This window comes from Pseudomonas bananamidigenes (assembly GCF_001679645.1).
Lineage (GTDB): Bacteria > Pseudomonadota > Gammaproteobacteria > Pseudomonadales > Pseudomonadaceae > Aquipseudomonas > Aquipseudomonas bananamidigenes.
Map to the genome: position 1 here is coordinate 1 of NZ_LRUN01000057.1, position 17,129 is coordinate 17,129.

The 17,129-nt window shown below is 61.4% G+C and carries 12 protein-coding genes; 9 read left to right on the plus strand and 3 right to left on the minus strand.

The genetic code is table 11. From position 1 onward, the window contains the following. Positions 1-183 precede the first annotated feature (183 nt). Positions 184-2,076, plus strand: a complete 1,893-nt coding sequence (gene mrdA, locus BBF94_RS19825; RefSeq protein WP_065260672.1) for a penicillin-binding protein 2 — start codon at positions 184-186, stop codon at positions 2,074-2,076. Positions 2,077-2,219: 143 nt separating this feature from the next. Here mrdA and BBF94_RS19830 read toward each other — a convergent pair whose 3' ends face one another. Further along, positions 2,220-3,155, minus strand: a complete 936-nt coding sequence (locus BBF94_RS19830; RefSeq protein ID WP_065260673.1) for a LysR family transcriptional regulator — start codon at positions 3,153-3,155, stop codon at positions 2,220-2,222. A 162-nt stretch (positions 3,156-3,317) separates the two neighbouring features. Between BBF94_RS19830 and BBF94_RS19835 the strand changes: the two genes are divergently transcribed. The 7 genes from BBF94_RS19835 to qhpG all read left to right on the plus strand — a co-directional run bounded on the left by BBF94_RS19835 (position 3,318) and on the right by qhpG (position 12,617). Continuing rightward, the gene (locus tag BBF94_RS19835) at positions 3,318-4,628 is read left to right on the plus strand and encodes an MFS transporter (RefSeq protein ID WP_065260674.1); all 1,311 of its coding nucleotides are present in this window, start codon (positions 3,318-3,320) and stop codon (positions 4,626-4,628) included. A 22-nt stretch (positions 4,629-4,650) separates the two neighbouring features. Further along, positions 4,651-5,889, plus strand: a complete 1,239-nt coding sequence (locus BBF94_RS19840) for a Zn-dependent hydrolase (RefSeq protein WP_065260675.1) — start codon at positions 4,651-4,653, stop codon at positions 5,887-5,889. A 3-nt stretch (positions 5,890-5,892) separates the two neighbouring features. Next, on the plus strand, positions 5,893-6,918 hold the full coding sequence (locus BBF94_RS19845; protein ID WP_065260676.1) for a histone deacetylase family protein: 1,026 nt from the start codon (positions 5,893-5,895) through the stop codon (positions 6,916-6,918). Positions 6,919-7,035: 117 nt separating this feature from the next. Next, on the plus strand, positions 7,036-8,940 hold the full coding sequence (locus tag BBF94_RS19850; protein ID WP_065260677.1) for a sigma-54-dependent Fis family transcriptional regulator: 1,905 nt from the start codon (positions 7,036-7,038) through the stop codon (positions 8,938-8,940). Continuing rightward, positions 8,940-10,658: an ABC transporter ATP-binding protein gene (locus BBF94_RS19855; protein ID WP_065260678.1), complete on the plus strand. Its 1,719-nt coding sequence runs from the start codon at positions 8,940-8,942 to the stop codon at positions 10,656-10,658. The genes BBF94_RS19850 and BBF94_RS19855 overlap by 1 nt, the downstream gene beginning before the upstream one ends. Continuing rightward, positions 10,648-11,325, plus strand: coding sequence for a subtilisin-like serine protease QhpE (gene qhpE, locus BBF94_RS19860; RefSeq protein WP_065260679.1), 678 nt, complete (start codon positions 10,648-10,650; stop codon positions 11,323-11,325). The genes BBF94_RS19855 and qhpE overlap by 11 nt, the downstream gene beginning before the upstream one ends. After that, positions 11,322-12,617: a flavin-dependent monooxygenase QhpG gene (gene qhpG / locus BBF94_RS19865; RefSeq protein WP_065260680.1), complete on the plus strand. Its 1,296-nt coding sequence runs from the start codon at positions 11,322-11,324 to the stop codon at positions 12,615-12,617. The genes qhpE and qhpG overlap by 4 nt, the downstream gene beginning before the upstream one ends. 16 nt (positions 12,618-12,633) lie before the next feature. Here qhpG and BBF94_RS19870 read toward each other — a convergent pair whose 3' ends face one another. Next, the gene (locus BBF94_RS19870; RefSeq protein ID WP_065260681.1) at positions 12,634-14,124 is read right to left on the minus strand and encodes an aldehyde dehydrogenase family protein; all 1,491 of its coding nucleotides are present in this window, start codon (positions 14,122-14,124) and stop codon (positions 12,634-12,636) included. A gap of 356 nt (positions 14,125-14,480) precedes the next feature. Between BBF94_RS19870 and BBF94_RS19875 the strand changes: the two genes are divergently transcribed. Continuing rightward, positions 14,481-14,678, plus strand: coding sequence for a hypothetical protein (locus BBF94_RS19875; protein ID WP_065260744.1), 198 nt, complete (start codon positions 14,481-14,483; stop codon positions 14,676-14,678). A gap of 266 nt (positions 14,679-14,944) precedes the next feature. Here BBF94_RS19875 and BBF94_RS19880 read toward each other — a convergent pair whose 3' ends face one another. Continuing rightward, positions 14,945-16,885: an amidohydrolase gene (locus BBF94_RS19880; protein ID WP_065260682.1), complete on the minus strand. Its 1,941-nt coding sequence runs from the start codon at positions 16,883-16,885 to the stop codon at positions 14,945-14,947. Positions 16,886-17,129: the final 244 nt, after the last annotated feature.

Here is a 17,129-nt window from a genome sequence, read left to right on the forward strand (position 1 = left end):
GGGGTTTTGTTTTGCGCGCAGGAAAGTGCTCGACGCAAAAGGGCCGACTGTCGCGATGGCAACCATTGGGGAAATCCCTCTGAAATGATCTCGCGGTTTTTGGTATGGTGCAGCTCGTTTTTTAACGGACTGACGTCACGCCCAAGGATCGGCGCTCATTTTTGTCAAAGAGTTGCTGCAGAAATGCCTGAACCCATACCCATCAAGGATCACGAGAAAGAGAAGCGTCTGGTCAACAAGCGGTTGATCGCCTGTGCCTTGTTCGTCTTTGCGATCAGCTGCGCGTTGGTGGTTCGTCTCTACATCCTGCAAGTGGTGGAATTTGACTATCACTCGACCATTTCCGAAAACAATCGCGTTCATGTCTTGCCTATCCCGCCAACGCGAGGACTGATCTACGACCGCAACGGTGTGTTGCTGGCCGATAACCGCCCAAGCTACAACTTGACGATCACTCGCGAACGCGCAACCAACGTCAATCAGGAGCTGGACGAAGTCATCAGTCTCCTGCACTTGCCCGCTGAAGATCGCACAGTCTTCGACAAGGCGATGAAACAGTCGCGCCATCCGTTTACGCCAGTAACGCTGTTCTATGAGCTGACCGAGGAGCAGATCGCCGTACTGGCTGTCAACGAGTTCCGCTTGCCGGGACTGGACGTCGAACCGCAGTTCATCCGCAATTATCCGCTGGGTGCGCATTTCGCACATTCCATCGGTTACGTCGGCCGCATTAACGAAAAAGAATCGAAGACGCTCGATTCCGTTGAGTACCGAGGGACGCAATCCATCGGCAAGACGGGCATAGAGCGCTTCTACGAAGCACAACTGCACGGCCACGTCGGTTACGAGGAAGTGGAAACCAACGCTCAGGGCCGCGTACTGCGCGTGCTGAAACACACCGACCCGGTGCCCGGCAAAAACATCGTCCTCAGCCTCGACGTCAAACTCCAGGAAGCCGCCGAAGCTGCATTGGGCGACCGTCGCGGATCAGTGGTTGCACTGGACCCAACGACCGGTGAAGTATTGGCCATGGTCAGCAACCCGAGCTTCGACCCCAATCTGTTCGTGACCGGTATCAGTTCCAAGGAATACTCGGCACTGCGTGACTCCATCGATCGGCCACTATTCAACCGCGTGCTGCGCGGCTTGTACGCACCCGGTTCGACGATCAAGCCCGAGGTGGCGATCGCCGGGCTCGACGCCGGAGTGGTCACGCCACAGACCCGCGTCTTCGACCCGGGTTACTACCAACTGCCGGATTTCGATCACAAGTACCGCAACTGGAACCACAGCGGCGACGGCTGGGTGGACATGGATGCGGCGATCATGCGCTCCAACGACACTTACTTCTATGACCTGGCGCACAAGCTCGGTATCGATCGCCTGCACGATTACATGGCGATGTTCGGCCTCGGCGAGAAGGTCTCGCTGGACATGTTTGAAGAGTCTCCAGGCCTGATGCCGTCACAGGCCTGGAAGCGTGCTACCCGGCGTCAAGCCTGGTTCCCGGGGGAGACAGTGATTCTCGGCATCGGCCAGGGTTACATGCAGGTCACGCCGCTACAGTTGGCACAGGCTACCGCGTTGATTGCCAACAAGGGCGTCTGGAACCGTCCGCATCTGGCAAAGACGGTCGACGGTGTTGCCCCGGTGGACGAACACCCGATGCCGAATATCGTGCTCAAGGATCCGCGTGACTGGGATCAGGTCAACCACGGCATGCAAATGGTGATGCACGATGCCCGGGGCATCGCTCGCGCCGCTGCTGCCGGTGCTCAGTACCGCATCGCGGGCAAGAGTGGCACGGCGCAGGTAGTGGCGATCAAGCAGGGTGAGCGTTACAACCGTGAGAAAACCCTTGAACGCCATCGTGACAATGCCTTGTTCGTCGGGTTTGCCCCGGCCGAGCATCCGAAGATCGCCATTTCGGTGATGATCGAGAACGGTGAGGCCGGTGGTCGGGTCGCAGGTCCGGTGGTTCGGCAGATCATGGACGCCTGGCTGCTCGATCAGGACGGTCACTTGAAGCCGCAATACGCTGCGCCGACCAAGCCACCGGGCGATCCCCACGTGTAATTCGCCACAGCTTCACAGCGCAGGTTCATGCAGGCTGAGCATGGGCTGGAAGCTGTCGAGGAACACGGTTTCCACCCTCACTCCGCGCATGTCTTCGGCGGCAGCTCACGACTGCATTGCCGAGCAGATCGCCGACTGCTCGGTTACTGATCCGCCAGACAGGCCTGCAAACGCTCGATGAACAGCGTTTCGGCCCGACTCATTCGCTGCTCGCGGTTCCACAGCAAATGAATGTCGACATCGGCAATCCCCTCGTGGGGCGGCAGGCGCCAGAGCAATCCGGTCTCGACGTCCGCTGCCACTACGTGTTCCGGCAGGCAGCCGATGCCGAATCCGGCGATCACCAGTCGCCGTACTTCTTCAAGGCTCGGCGATGACGCGACGATGCGTCCGCTGAAGCCTTGCTGATCGCGAAAGATCGTCAGTGGCGAGAGCATCCCGCCAATCTGGTCGCTGGTGAAACTGACGAAATTCTCCCGCTGCAAATCACCCTCGACGACGTCCCTGCGACCAAACAGCGTGTGATGTTTGCCACAGAAAAACGCATAACGCTGGCGCAGGAACAGACGCTGTTCCAGACGTGGCTGTGGGCGGCGATTGAGGCTCAGGCCGAGGGTCGCGGTTTTCTCCTGAAGCGCGCTGACGATATCCGAGCTGCGCATCACATCGACCTCCAGATCGACCCTTGGATATCGCCGATGAAAGTCAGCAAGGAAGTCATCGAAACGCTCGGAAAAGATCCGGCTGATGATCAGCAGCCGCACCTTGCCGATCACTTCGTCTGCCGGTTGCTCCAGCAGGCTGCTGACCTGGGACATCTGCCCGTAGATCTCGCCCGCCAGTTCAAAGATCTGCTCGCCGACTTCGGTGAGTGCGAATCGCGGACCTCGTCGGGCGATCAACTGGCGGCCCAGCTGTTCCTCAAGACGCTTGAGCGCCTGGCTCACGGCCGGTTGGGTCAGGTGCAGACGGGCGGCGGCGCGGCTGATGCTCAGCTCCTGGCCGATCACTCGGAAGGTGCGCAGCAGGTTCCAGTCGAGGCGGTCGTTGAGCAGGCGCTGGACGTCGCGTTCGGCCATGGCATTTTTCGATTATAAGGTTAGGTAATAATCGGAATAATAAATAGAAAATTGACTAATCATAGCCCCGGAACGATAAATCCCCCCAGACAGGCGCCGTCAGAGCGCCTCGGATTTACCGTTCAACTCCTGCCAGAAAAACAATCAAAGGAGCCCGACCCCATGAAGCCTCACGCTTCGAACCAGCCGCGCCGTGCGGCAGCCGCAGCCTTTATCGGCACCATGATCGAGTGGTACGACTTTTACATCTACGCCACCGCCGCCGCGCTGGTGTTCGGCGCGCTGTTCTTTCCCTCCGACGATCCTCTGTTCAGCACCATGGCCGCCTTCGGCACCTTTGCCGTGGGCTTTTTCGCCCGTCCGTTGGGCGGGATCATTTTTGGTCATATCGGCGACCGTATCGGCCGCAAGAAGTCGCTGATCATCACGCTGCTGATGATGGGCGTGGTCACGGTGTGCATCGGCTTGCTGCCGACTTATGCACAGATCGGCGCGGCGGCACCGGTGGTGCTGATTCTACTGCGCATCGTTCAGGGTATCGCTGTCGGTGGCGAGTGGGGCGGGGCGGTGTTGATGGCCGGCGAGCATGCGCCGAAGGGCCGGCGCAATTTCTTTGCCTCGTTCGCGCAATTGGGCAGTCCGGCGGGGTTGATCCTGTCGCTGCTGGCCTTCAGCGCGGTGACCCGTTTGCCGGAGGAAGACTTGATGAGCTGGGGCTGGCGTCTGCCATTCCTCGCCAGTGCACTGTTGCTGCTGGTGGGGCTGGCGATCCGCCTGGGCGTGAACGAGTCGCCGGAATTTCTCGCCAGCCGCGAGCAGGCCACCAAGCAAATCAAGAAAGAACAGGCGCCGGTCATGGAAGTCCTGCGCACCGCGTGGCGCCCGCTGTTGCTGTGCATCGGCGCCAACACGCTGGGTATCGCCGGGGTGTATTTCACCAACACCTTCATGATCGCCTACACAACTCAGCAACTGGCGTTGCCGCGTTCGTTGATTCTGGAGTGCCTGTTCTTCGTCGCGATCATTCAGTTCTGCATTCAGCCGCTGGCGGCGTGGATGGCGGAAAAGATCGGCGCGACGCGTTTCCTGTGCCTGGTGTCGCTGCTGGCGATGGCCTCGCCGTACCCGATGTTCGTGCTGGTCAGTTCGGCCCAGGCGCCGCTGATCATTCTTGGCATCGCGCTGGCGGTGGTGTGCATGGCGTCGTTCTATGCGGTGATCGCCGGGTATGTCAGCGGCATGTTCGAAACCCGCGTGCGCTACACGGCCATCTCGCTGGCCTATCAGATTTGCGGTGCGGTGGCCGGTGGGCTGACACCGCTGATCGGCACGATGCTGGCGCACAAGTTCACCGGGCAATGGTGGCCGATGGCGGTGTTCTACAGTCTGATCGCCGGCATTTCGCTGCTGTGCTTGCTGTTCCTTGCCCGTCGTCATGCCAGTGCCCATCGGGCGGAAATGGCCCGCGTCTAACCCGGAATTTCAGGAGAACCTCATGTTGAAGATCAACGGCGATCGCCTATGGGCGAGCCTGATGGCCATGGCCGAAATCGGTGCTACCGCTCGTGGCGGCAGTTGCCGCCTGGCATTGAGCGATGAAGACAAGGCCGGTCGCGAACTGTTCGCCCACTGGTGCCGTGAAGCGGGCATGACCCTGAGCGTGGACGCCATCGGCAACCTGTTCGCCCGCCGCGCCGGTACCGATCCGGACGCTGCGCCGGTGATGATGGGCAGCCACCTCGACACCCAACCCGAAGGTGGGCGTTTCGATGGCGTCTACGGCGTGCTCGCCGGCCTGGAAGTGGTGCGTTGCCTCAACGACCTCAATATCCAGACCCGCAAACCGCTGGAAGTGGCGGTGTGGACCAACGAAGAAGGCGCGCGTTTCACCCCGGCCATGTTCGGCTCGGCGGTGTTCACCGGAATCATGGATTTGAACGCCGCGCTGGCTGTGCGTGATGCCGATGGCATCAGCGTTGCCGAGGCCTTGCAACGCACCGGGTACGCCGGTGATCGCCCATTGGGCGGCGCGGTGGATGCCTATTTCGAAGCGCACATCGAACAGGGCCCGATCCTTGAAGACAACGCCAAAAGCATCGGTGTTGTCACGGGTGGTCAGGCGATCCGCTGGCTCGATGTGCGCGTGGAAGGCATGGCCGCCCACGCCGGCACCACGCCGATGCCACTGCGCAAAGACGCCTTGTACGGCGTTGCGCGGATGATTCAGGCAATCGAGGGTCTGGCCACGGATTTTGCGCCGGAAGGTCTGACCACGGTGGGCGAACTCAGCATTAGCAAATCCTCGCGCAACACCATTCCGGGGCGGGTGAATTTCACCGTCGACCTGCGTCATCACCGCGACGATGCCATTGCCGCCATGGAGCAACAGCTCCGCGCACGCTTGCAGGCGATTGCCGATGGCCGTGGCCTGAACCTGACGATCACCCCGCACTGGATCAGCCCGGCCACACCATTCGACGCCGAATGCGTGGCAGCCGTGCAAGAGGCGGTGGATGCGCTGGGCTACGCTCAGCAGTCGATTGTCAGCGGCGCCGGGCATGACGCAATTCATCTGGCGCGCTACTGCCCGACGGCGATGGTGTTCATCCCGTGCGTCGGTGGCTTGAGCCATAACGAAGCCGAAGATGTGTTGCCCGAAGACGTGAAGCAGGGCACCGATGTTTTGCTCAATGCCGTGCTGGCCCGCGCCGGTCGAATCGAACAAGGAGTCTGAAGCATGCGCAGCTTTTTCCATCCCGAACAATTGCTCCACCATCCACGCAGCTATTACTCCCGTGGCCAGATGCGCACGCCGCAGGAAGTCCCGGAACGTGCGCAGCGTCTGGTGCAGGCCGCCCACGGTCTGGGTTTCAGTGTCGAGCAACCCGCCGATGCCGGCCTTGCACCGTTGCTGGCAGTGCATGGTGCGCCGTATCTGACGTTCCTCCAGGAAGCACACGCACGTTGGAAGGAAATCCCCGAAGACTGGGGCGACGAGGTGATGTCGAACATCTTCGTTCGCGAGCCCAACGCCCTGCGCGGCATCCTCGCCCAGGCTGCACGGTATCTGGCGGACGGCAGTTGCCCGATCGGCGAGCAGACCTGGCGCTCGGCCTATTGGTCGGCGCAAAGCGTCGTGGCCGGAGCTCAGGCGCTGATCGATGGCGAACCGGCGGCGTATGCCCTGTGCCGTCCACCGGGGCACCACGCCCGGGCTGAAGCGGCGGGTGGTTTCTGTTACGTGAACAACGCGGCGGTGGCGGCGCAGATGCTGCGTGGAAAATTTGAAAAAGTCGCCGTGCTCGACACCGACATGCACCACGGCCAAGGCATTCAGGAAATTTTCTACGACCGCGATGACGTGCTTTATGTCTCGGTGCACGGCGATCCGACCAACTTCTATCCGGGCGTTGCCGGGTTCGCCGATGAGCGCGGCAGCGGTGCAGGGGAGGGCTTCAACCTCAACCTGCCGATGGCCCATGGTTCAAGCGAGGCGGATTTCCTCGGGCAACTGGACGTCGCATTGAACGCGGTGCGCGAATTCGGTTCCGAAGTGCTGGTGCTGTCGCTGGGTTTCGACATTTACGAGCTGGACCCGCAAAGCAAAGTTGCCGTGACCCGTGAAGGCTTTGCTGCATTGGGTGAGCGTATTCGCAGCCTCGGCCTTCCATGCCTGATCGTGCAGGAAGGCGGCTATCACCTGGAAAGTCTCGAAGACAACGCCCGGGCGTTTTTCGTGAATGTCGAGGTGTGGCAGCGCTGAGGCGGTCCACCTGACGAAGCGCCCTGCGGTGCTTGCCATCGCCCTGACGTTAACGTAAACATTGGCGTCAGGGCGCTGATGTTAAGAAGCGCAAAGCGGACCGCTGCGGAGCGCTTGATGACTCTAATAAAAACAACCGATCCCAAGTCTCACCACGAAGCCCGGCTGGCCCGGGAAAAACTCCATCTCGAAGGTCAGGTCCCGGATGGTGTGTTGCGTGCGGAGATCGATGCTTCGTGGCGGCGCAGCCTGAGCCACGGCGTGCATTTCAATGGCAAACATGAGCTGACGCTGGAATCGAGCGCAAGTCTTGAAGTCTTGCTGGCGAGCAATCGCCTGCTGCTCGATGCGGCCATGCCGACCATCGATTACCTGGCCGAGCGCCAAGGCAAGGAAGGTCTGATCATCCTCGCCAATTCCGACGCCACCATCCTCGCAGTGGAGGGGCGGGCCGACCGGCTCAAGGGCAGCGGCCTGCAGGACATCACCCTCGGCGCCTGCTGGAGCGAAGCCGCCCGAGGCACCAACGCCCTCGGCACGGCGCTGGTCGAAGCGCGGCCCACCCTGATCGATTGTGGCGAACACTACCTCGACCGCCTCACCGATTTCTCCTGCACCTCGGTGCCGATCCATTGCCCTCAAGGCGAAATTCTCGGCGTCCTCGACCTCACCCGTGAAGGTCCTCTGGGGCGCGTCCACGACAGCACCGCGCTGCTGAGCATGGCGGTCAGCCAGATCGAGAGCCGGGTCTTCAACAACAGCTTTCCCGATCAGATCGTCCTCGCCTTCCACAGTCGCCGGCAGTATCTGGAGTCGCCGTGGCAAGGCCTGCTGGCGGTGAGTCTCGGCGGGCAGATTCTGGCGGTCAGCGCCCAGGCCTGTCAGTTGCTGAGGGCCGAGCGTTCGGCGCTGGTCGGCAAGCGCTGCGAAGAATTCCTCGGGGTCGATGGCGTGCAATTGCTGACCCGTCTGCAACAGGGCGGCGTCGGCAGTGTGCAAACCGCCAAGGGCGAGTTTTTCTACAAAACCCTGCGAGCCCCGGCGCGCTCGGTCAATCTCGGCGGCCCACCGCGCAGCGTGGCGAAAACCGCCAAGCCGCAACCTGATCTGGAAGCGCTGGCCGGCAACAACGCCCGTTATGCCCGAGCCCTGCGTATGGCCCGCCAAGGTCTCGCCAATGAGTTGCCGGTGTTGCTGCTCGGCGAAACCGGCACCGGTAAAGAAGTGATCGCCCGCGCCCTGCACCTGGCGGGCAGCCGCAGCGACAGACCTTTTGTAGCCGTGAACTGCGCGGCGATCCCCGAAGGCCTGATCGAGTCGGAACTGTTCGGCTACCGCGAGGGCGCGTTCACCGGTTCGCGCCGTGGCGGCATGATCGGGCGCCTGCAACAGGCCCACGGCGGCACGTTGTTCCTCGATGAAATCGGCGATATGCCGCTGGCCTTGCAGGCGCGTTTGTTGCGCGTTTTGCAGGATCGCAAGGTCGCGCCGCTGGGTGCCGGGGAGGAGCAGGACATCGACGTCGCGCTGATCTGTGCTACCCACCGCGACCTCAAGCGTCAGGTCGAAGACAAGCAATTTCGCGAAGACCTGTTCTACCGGGTCAACGGCATCAGCGTGATGCTCCCGGCCCTGCGCGAGCGCGATGACTTCGCCGCGCTGGTCGCTCGACTGCTGGGCAAGCTCGACGCGCCAAATGCTGTGCTGCACCACGACCTCAATCGCTTGCTCGCGGGTTATCACTGGCCGGGCAACATTCGCCAACTGGAGATGGTCTTGCGCACCGCTCTGGCGATGCGCGAACCGGGGGAGACGGTGCTGACCCTCGATCACCTGCCCGACAGCATGCTCGACGAACTCTCTGCCAGCGAAAAACCCTTGGCCGGCAGCATTCGCGAGAACGAACGGGAGATGATCCGCCAGTCCCTCGATGCCCATCAGGGCAACGTCTCGGCTGCGGCAGAAGCCCTCGGCATCAGCCGCGCGACCCTGTATCGCAAACTCAAACAGTTGCGCTCGTGATGCAGCGCCTGTTCGTGCGGCTGATCGACAGCCACAACCCCGCCGCGCTGCAAGCGGCGTTGCGCTGGCTGTACGGTTTCGTGCGGCCGCAGCGGTTGGCGATTGTCGGCCTGCTCGGTCTGTCGGTGTGTGCGTCGCTGCTGGTGCTGGTGCAGCCGTGGCTGGTCAAGCTGCTGATCGACGACGGCTTGTTGGCGCGCAACTTTCCGATGCTGGTGCTGATCGCGGTGCTGATGATTATCGCCGGGCTGCTCGGCACCGCGTTGTCGGGGATCAACCGCTATTTGCACACACGCCTGTCCGGACGGATTCTGTTTGCCCTGCGCGATGACCTTTACCGGCACTTGCAGAAGCTGTCACCGAGCTTCTACGGCCAGCGGCGGATCGGCGATCTGATGTCACGGCTCGACGGTGATGTGGCGGAGATCCAGCGCTTCGCCGTGGACTCGTTGTTCTCGGCCGTATCGAGTGTGATCGGTCTGGTGGTGGCGATCGCGATGTTGTTCTCCTTGTCGTGGAAACTGTCGCTGCTGGCGCTGGTGCTGATTCCGCTCGACGTGCTGTGGCTGCGCTGGATGAGGCGCAAGGTCGAGCGCGATGTGCGGCAACTGCGCGAGCGTTCGGCGGACATGTCGTCGTTCATGGTCGAGACATTGCCGGTGATGAAATTCATCCAGTCCGCCGGCCAGCAACAGCGTGAAGCCCGGCGTCTGGAAAGCCTCGGGCAGGGCTACATGAACCAGTTGCTGCGCCTGCAGGTCACCGAGTTTTTTACCCAGGCGGTGCCCGGCACGTTGACCTCGCTGTCCCGTGCCTGCGCATTTCTGATCGGCGGCTATTGGGTGGTGCAGGGCACCTGGCAGCTCGGCGCGCTGATCGCGTTCTCCACCTATCTGGGGATGGCGGTCGGGCCGGTGCAGAGCCTGTTGGGGTTGTACGTGGCGATCCAGCGCATGACTGTCAGCCTGGGACGGGTCATGGAGTTGCGCGGCGAAGAGCCCACGGTGTTTTCGCCGGTTACACCGAAACCGTTTCCGTTTTCGGGGGAGCTGCGTTTCGACGCGGTGCACTTCAGCCACCCGGGTCGCCCGAGCACGTTGAACGGCATCGAGGCAACGATTCCCTGTGGTTTGAAAGTCGCCCTGAGCGGCGGCTCCGGCGTCGGCAAATCGACACTGATCGATCTGCTGCAACGGCATCACGATCCGCAGTCCGGACGAGTGCTGCTCGGTGACGTGGATCTGCGCGAACTTGAACTGTTCGAACTGCGTCGGCGCATTGCCGTGGTCAGCCAGGACATCGTGCTGTTTCGCGGCAGCCTCGCCGACAACCTGGCTTACGCGGTGCCGGATGCCAGCCGCGAAGCCATCGCCGAGGTTGCACGGCTGGCGCAGCTCGACAGCCTGATCGCGTCGCTGCCCGAAGGTCTCGACAGTCCGCTGGGCGAGCGCGGTCAGCAATTGTCCGGCGGGCAGAAACAGCGGATCGCGATTGCCCGGGCGTTGTTGCAAAACCCATTGATTCTGGTGCTCGACGAAGCCACCTCGGCCGTCGACGAAACCACCGAGCGCGAGGTGATCGAGGCCATCGACCGGTTGTTTGCCGGGCGTACACGCATCCTTATCAGCCACCGACCGTCGACCCTGGCCGATGCCGACCTGCGTTTCGAACTGCTTGATGGTGTGCTCATCTCGAAAACGGTGCTGCATGAAGCCTGAGTTGCGTATCGGTGTGGTCGACAGCGGACACTCGGCGGCACAGCGGATGCAGGTGATTGCCGGGCGGCGGTTCTCGTTGCTGGAGGACGGTCTGGCGGAATCGGATCTGCGGGACGATCCGCTTGGCCATGGCAGCGCGGTGATCGAGGCGATCAGCCGTCGCGCACCTGGCGCGCAAATCTGTGTGGCTCAGGTGTTCGATCAACGCGGTGTCACCAGCGCCTTGCAGATTTCTGCGGCCATTGACTGGCTGGTGGAGCAGGACGTGCGGTTGATCAACCTGAGCCTTGGCTTGCGCCAGGATCGCAGCCTCTTGCGCAACACCTGCGCAGCGGCGGTGGCTCGTGGTGTGTTGCTGTGCGCATCAAGCCCGGCGCAGGGCACAGCGGTGTTTCCGGCGAGTTATCCGCAGGTGCTGCGGGTGACCGGCGATGCCCGTTGCACCGACGAACAGTGGTCGTGGCTCGACAGTGCGCAGGCGGATTTTGCCGCGTGTGTCCGCGGCACTTATCCGGGGCAGTCAGGGGCCAGTCTGGGATGTGCCGCGTTGAGCGGTCACATCGCCGGCTATCTGCTGGCGCATCCGCGGGCGAGCAATGCCGAGGTCATCGACTGGCTGAAACGCCACGCTCTTTATCGCGGCCCTGAACGGCGTTTCGGTCCATGACCGCGATCCTGATTCTCGGCGCCGGGCCAGCGGGTGCAGCGGTGGCGCTGGGGCTGCGACGGTTGGGTTACACCGTCACGCTGGTCAGCGAATGGCGTCGCTTTGCGGCCCTTGAAGGTGTGTCGCAACGGGTACTGGAGGCGTTGCGCGGGGCCGGGTTCAATCATGCATTGACGGACGCCACGTTGCCGTCCCGGCGACAGGTTTCATGGAATGGCCGGCAGCATGCACAGAACATCGAGTTTCTGCTGGATCGCCCGGCCTTTGATCGCGGTTTGCGGGAGGACTTGCGGCTGGCCGGGGTTGAGGTGATGGAGGGACGAATCCTCAATGTTCAGTCCTCGGCGGACGCTCATCGCGTCGAACTTGATGGCGGTCAGAGGCTGACGGCGGATTTCCTGGTGGAAGCCCGGGGGCGACAGGCGCCGTCGTCCGGCAAGGGCCTGCGCGGGCCGGAAACGGTCAGCCTGCTCAATCGCTGGCAAGGCGCGCCGGGTGCCACCGCCAGCGCCGTGGAAAGCCTCGAAGACGGCTGGGCGTGGATGGCTCGTCAGGACGATGGCCAGTGTTATTGGCAATGGACGGTGGATGTAGCCAGTGCCGGGTTGCCGGGCAAGGCGCAGTTGCTCGATCACTGCCGGGCGCGGCGTCAGGCTTCGGATTTTGCTCAAGCGTTCTTTGCCGGCGGGCACGAATTGGAGTTGCAACTGTACGCCCGTAGCAGCACCGTGATTCTGGCGCCGCAGGTTTGTGGCGATAACTGGATTCGGGTCGGCGACGCGGCGATGGCGGTCGATCCGCTGTCCGGCAATGGAATCTTTCAGTCGCTGTCTTCGGCATTGCAGGCACCGGTGGTGATCAATACGCTGCTGCGCAAACCCGAGCGGGCGTCGATGGCCCAACGTTTTCACCAGCAGCGGGTTGAGCAGCTGTTTTTGCGATTTGCGCGAATGGGCCGGGACTTTTATGCCGAGGAACAGCGCTGGCCCGATCAGCCATTCTGGCAGGCGCGACGACAGTGGCCGGACGCTGAAGTGGCCCACGCACAGGCGGATTTTGCTGCGTTGCGCATCGAACGGATGCCGGTGCTGCGTGACGGGTTTGTCGATGAGACCGAGGTGGTGATCACGGCGGATCAGCCGCTGGGGATCTGGCATGTGCAAGGGGTGGAGCTGGCGGCGGTGGTGCGACGGTTGCGCGGTGAGCCGGCGGACCAGGTGCTGGCGGAGTTGACGCTTGAGCAGGCACGGGCGGTTCGCGGGTGGCTGTTGGCTCAGGGGTTCAAGCCCTGAGCCGTGAGAACTGCCATTACAACTTGATCAACACCGACTTCAATTCGGTGTAATGCTCGATCGCCGCATACCCCATCTCGCGCCCGACGCCGGACATCTTGTAGCCACCAAAGGGCAGCGCCGGGTCCAGCGCGCTGTGGCAGTTGACCCACACCGACCCTGATTTGATCCGTGGAATCATCCGGTGTACAGCCGCCAGGTCGTTCGACCAGATGCTGGCGCCCAGTCCGTAGGGACTGTCATTGGCCATGCGCAGCGCATCGGCTTCGTCATCGAACGGAATCGCCACCAGCACCGGGCCGAAGATTTCCTCCTGCACCAGCGAATGCTGTTGATCGACATCGACAATCACCGTCGGTTTGACGAAGAACCCCGGCCCGAACTGCTCGCCGCCGCAGGCGATGGTCGCGCCGCTTTCCCGACCCATTTCGATGTAGTTGTAGACCCGCTCCTGCTGGCGCGCGGAAATCAGCGGGCCCATCTCTACGCTTGGGTCGAAACCATTGCCGAGCTTCATGGCGTTGGCGATATTGCTGATGTCGGCTACCACGTTGTCGAAATGCTTGCGCTGCACGTACAGGCGCGAACCGGCGCAGCAGACTTGCCCCTGATTGAAGAAAATCGCACTGGCCGCACCCGCCGCAGCGGTTTTCAGATCGGCGTCGGCCATGACGATCGTCGGTGATTTGCCACCCAGTTCCAGAGTGACCCGGGTCATCGAGTCCATGGCGATCTTGCCGATCTGTTTGCCGACAGCGGTGGAGCCGGTGAAGGTCAGCTTGTCGACCAACGGGTTGTGAGTCAGCGCGGAGCCGGCCGTGATGCCGGTGCCGGTGACCACGTTGAACACGCCTTCGGGGTAGCCCGCTTCCAGCACCAGCTCCGCCAGTTTCAGTGCGGTCAGCGGGGTTTCGTCGGCGGGCTTGAGCACCACGGTGCAACCGGTGGCCAGCGCCGGACCGAGTTTCCAGCACGCCAGCAGCAGCGGAAAGTTCCAGGCGACGATGGCGCCGACCACACCTACCGCTTCGCGACGAATGAAACTGTGGAACTCATCACCTGGCATCAGCGGCAGCGACACCTCGACGCTGGAACCCTCGATCTTGGTGGCCCAGCCGGCCATGTAACGGAGGAAATCGATGGCCAGTTGCACGTCCATCACTTGCGCCACGGCGGCACTCTTGCCGTTGTTCAGGCATTCGAGTTGCGCCAGTTGTTCGGCGTCGCGCTGCATCAGGTCGGCGAGCTTCCATAACAGGTTCTGCCGTTCACGCGGGCGGGTGCGACTCCAGGCCGAATCATCGAAAGCCTGACGGGCGGCGAGTACGGCACGGTCGACATCTTCCGGCGTGGCGCGCGGCACCACACACAGCACTTCGCCGGTGGCCGGGTTGTGCAGCGGCATGGTCTGGCCGTCGGCGGCTTCGACCCAGTCGCTCCCGATCAGCATGCGCGGAGGGCGCTGGATGAATGCCGAGGTGGCAGGAAGCAAGTAGGGCAGGGGCATGGTGAAGACCTCTTGTTGTTCGATGGGATCGAGAGGTCTTTCGCAATGGTTGTGCCAAATGCTGGAAGGTGGCGTACAGCACCGTTTCACGGGCAGACGGAGGAAGCGATCGAGTGGTAATGGGCGTGAATTTGTCTCAAAACGCGACATTCATTGAGATGCAGGATACGCGTCCTACAAAGCCAATGCCGCTGTGACGGGACCTCGGCGAAATCGGGCCGTTTCAGCAGTAGGAAAAATCGCCCGTCTGACAGTTTTTACCGACTGGTGGAGGCATGAGGTACGAGCTAAGTTGCTTTGTGTATAGGGGGTTCCTGCCATGGATTTGGCGGGTCAGTGTTTTCACAGGGATGTCGATGAACAACTTAACCATTCGATGGCTGACCAATTTCATGATAGGCGTGGGGACTGGATTTCTGGTGACGGGGATTGCGGCTCTGTTGATCGGCGACCTGACCGATGTCGATACGATTCGGGCAGGCGCCTGGATGGCTTCAACCAGTTTTTTCGTAATCGTTACCTCATTCGGTGTTGCCATGATGGAGGGGAAATGATGGCGGCTTTAATTGTTGGTCTGTGGTGTATGGGCGTCAGTTTGCTGCTCGCATATGCGTATCACCGGGATCGTCGAATTCAAGCGACCCAGCGTGATTCTGCGGCATTGGCAGCCAAGGCTGGCGGACACTGTGAATGCTCGATGGTTTGCGAGAGTTGTGGGCGTTACAAGGTTCACCCGGACAATTCCGTTCGCTAGATCGGGCCCTGCGGCTGATCGAGCCCGACCATCCGGCCAGATAGCCGGGTGATCGGGCGTTATCGGTCAGGATAGAGAGTTGGTGTACACCTTGTGCCCACCTTTCCAGGTTTCGCAGACCTTGATGTCGCGGATGTCGGAGGCCGGGACTTTTTCGTCGAGCGGGTTTTTCTCGAGAATCACGAAGTCGGCGAAATGCCCATCCTGCAGCGAGCCGGTAAACGCATCGGCATGGCACTGCCATGCAGCGTCATAGGTGATGGCTTTCAGCGCCTGCTGGCGGGTCAGGCACTGGCCTTCGTTGAGTACCGGTTGTCGGACTGCCTCTTTGACAAAAGTACCGTCCTCATTGCGTACACCTTCCATTTTGCGGGTCACGGCCTGTTCCATGGAGCGCAACGGGCCGAGCGGGGTGACCGTGCAATCGCTGTGCAGCGAAATGCGCAGGCCTCTGCCCAGAGCGTCCTGGCACAGGTCGAGCATGTCGGTGGCTTTTTCCTCGAAAATGGCCTGTTCGAACACGTAACCCCAATAACCGACATGACCGATCAGAAAGCTGGGAGAGATGCCCAGATCTTTCAGTTGGTCGAGGGTCTTGTCGTTCAGCATCGAGCAGTGTTCGATGCGGTGGCGTTTTTCCAGCCCGCTCTGACCCTTTAATGCGGTTTTGTAGGCCTGTAGCGTGAACTCGATGGCCCGGTCACCGTTAGCGTGGATCATCAGCGGCCAGCCAGTGGCGACCGCATTGGTCAATGTCTTCTGATAAGTCTCGGGCAGCGTCTTCGGATCCTTGTGATCCTCACCCGGCTCACAGAAGTTGAAGTTTCCGTAGGGACGATCGGTTTCGCAGCAATACGGATCGACCTGATAGCCCGTCAGCCCCTGGTTCGAACCATCGGAAATCAGTTTCACCGAGCCTTGATAAAACAGCCGGGCCGCTTCTTTGGTCACGGGTTTGTAGGGTTCGATCTTGCTGAAGTCCACACCGTTGCAGGCTGCCGCGTAACCGACGCGAACGTTGCGCGGATGGGTCAGGCCGTAGGCTTCCAGTATTGCCTTGGACACGGGGTCGACCATGGCGTCATACAGCAAGGTGATGCCACGGCTGGAGGCAGTCTCGAAGTACCTTTTCATGTACTTGAAGATATTCACCACATCCAGCGCCTGCGCCAGCGGTATCGACAGCAGGGCAGGCGTGATGCCAGCCTCTTCCTGAAGATTGCCCTTGGTCTTTTCCAGAAAAATGTCGAAGCTTTTGTATTCGTCCCGCAGCTTTTGACTGGCGGCGTTGTCGTGGTAATACACAGCGTTGCAGGCAGCCGTGTTCAGATAAACGGTGTGCATCGAAGCGCTGATCATCAGCAGCGGGTTATCGCTGACAATGCTGTCGAGGTTGCCGGTGTTGTCAGCCTTCGGGTCGAACTTGCTGTCGCAGTAGAAGTGGGTCAGCGTGTTCTTGCCGCCCGGTACCACAGTGAACGGCATCAGCGCCGGATCGACCATGCGCCCGAGGATCCACTGCTTCTTGTCCTTTGGCTGACTTGCCTGGAGGAGGCCCTTTAGCGTGTTCCAGTTATAGCGGGGCGTCAGCTTCTGCGTGTGTTCGTCGATTGGGCCAAGGTTCACCCAGCCATCCATGACGCAGGATTGCACGATGTGCATATGCGGCTCGATCAGGCCCGGCAACAGAGTTCTGCCGCCCAGTGATTGCGTGGTGTATTTGATACCCCGGGCCTTCATGCGCTCCTGCACATGGGCCAGAGTGCCGGAAGCGACCACGTCGCCTCCATGGATGCCCAGCGCTTCGACCTGTTCGTCCATGTTGCCGTTTTTCAACGGATAGATCGTGCCGCCGGTGAAGATCAATGATTCGCTGCCGGGTTCCGGTAACTGGCCGGCGACCTTGCCTGCGAAGGCTTTGAGGTCGACGGTATGCCGGAGCGTATTCCATACCGGGTTTTCGCAGCCGCAATGGGTGCAGCCTTGACCCTGTCCATGTGATCCCATGATTCCATTCCTCAGGTTTTCGGTGGTTAGAGGCGTGACGCACGGAGTGTGCGAACAGCAAGCGTAGCAGGCACTTTGATATCGGACGGCCAGTCGTCGGCGACCGGGCTTTTGGCGCTGCACTGTGCTTGTCTCAGACTGCAACAGCTGTCGCGAAATTGGACGCCGGGAGGTCACGCAAAGATTGGCGCGACACCGTGATGAGTGCGTAACTGCTTGATAGAAAAGCTTATCGGCAAGCTGG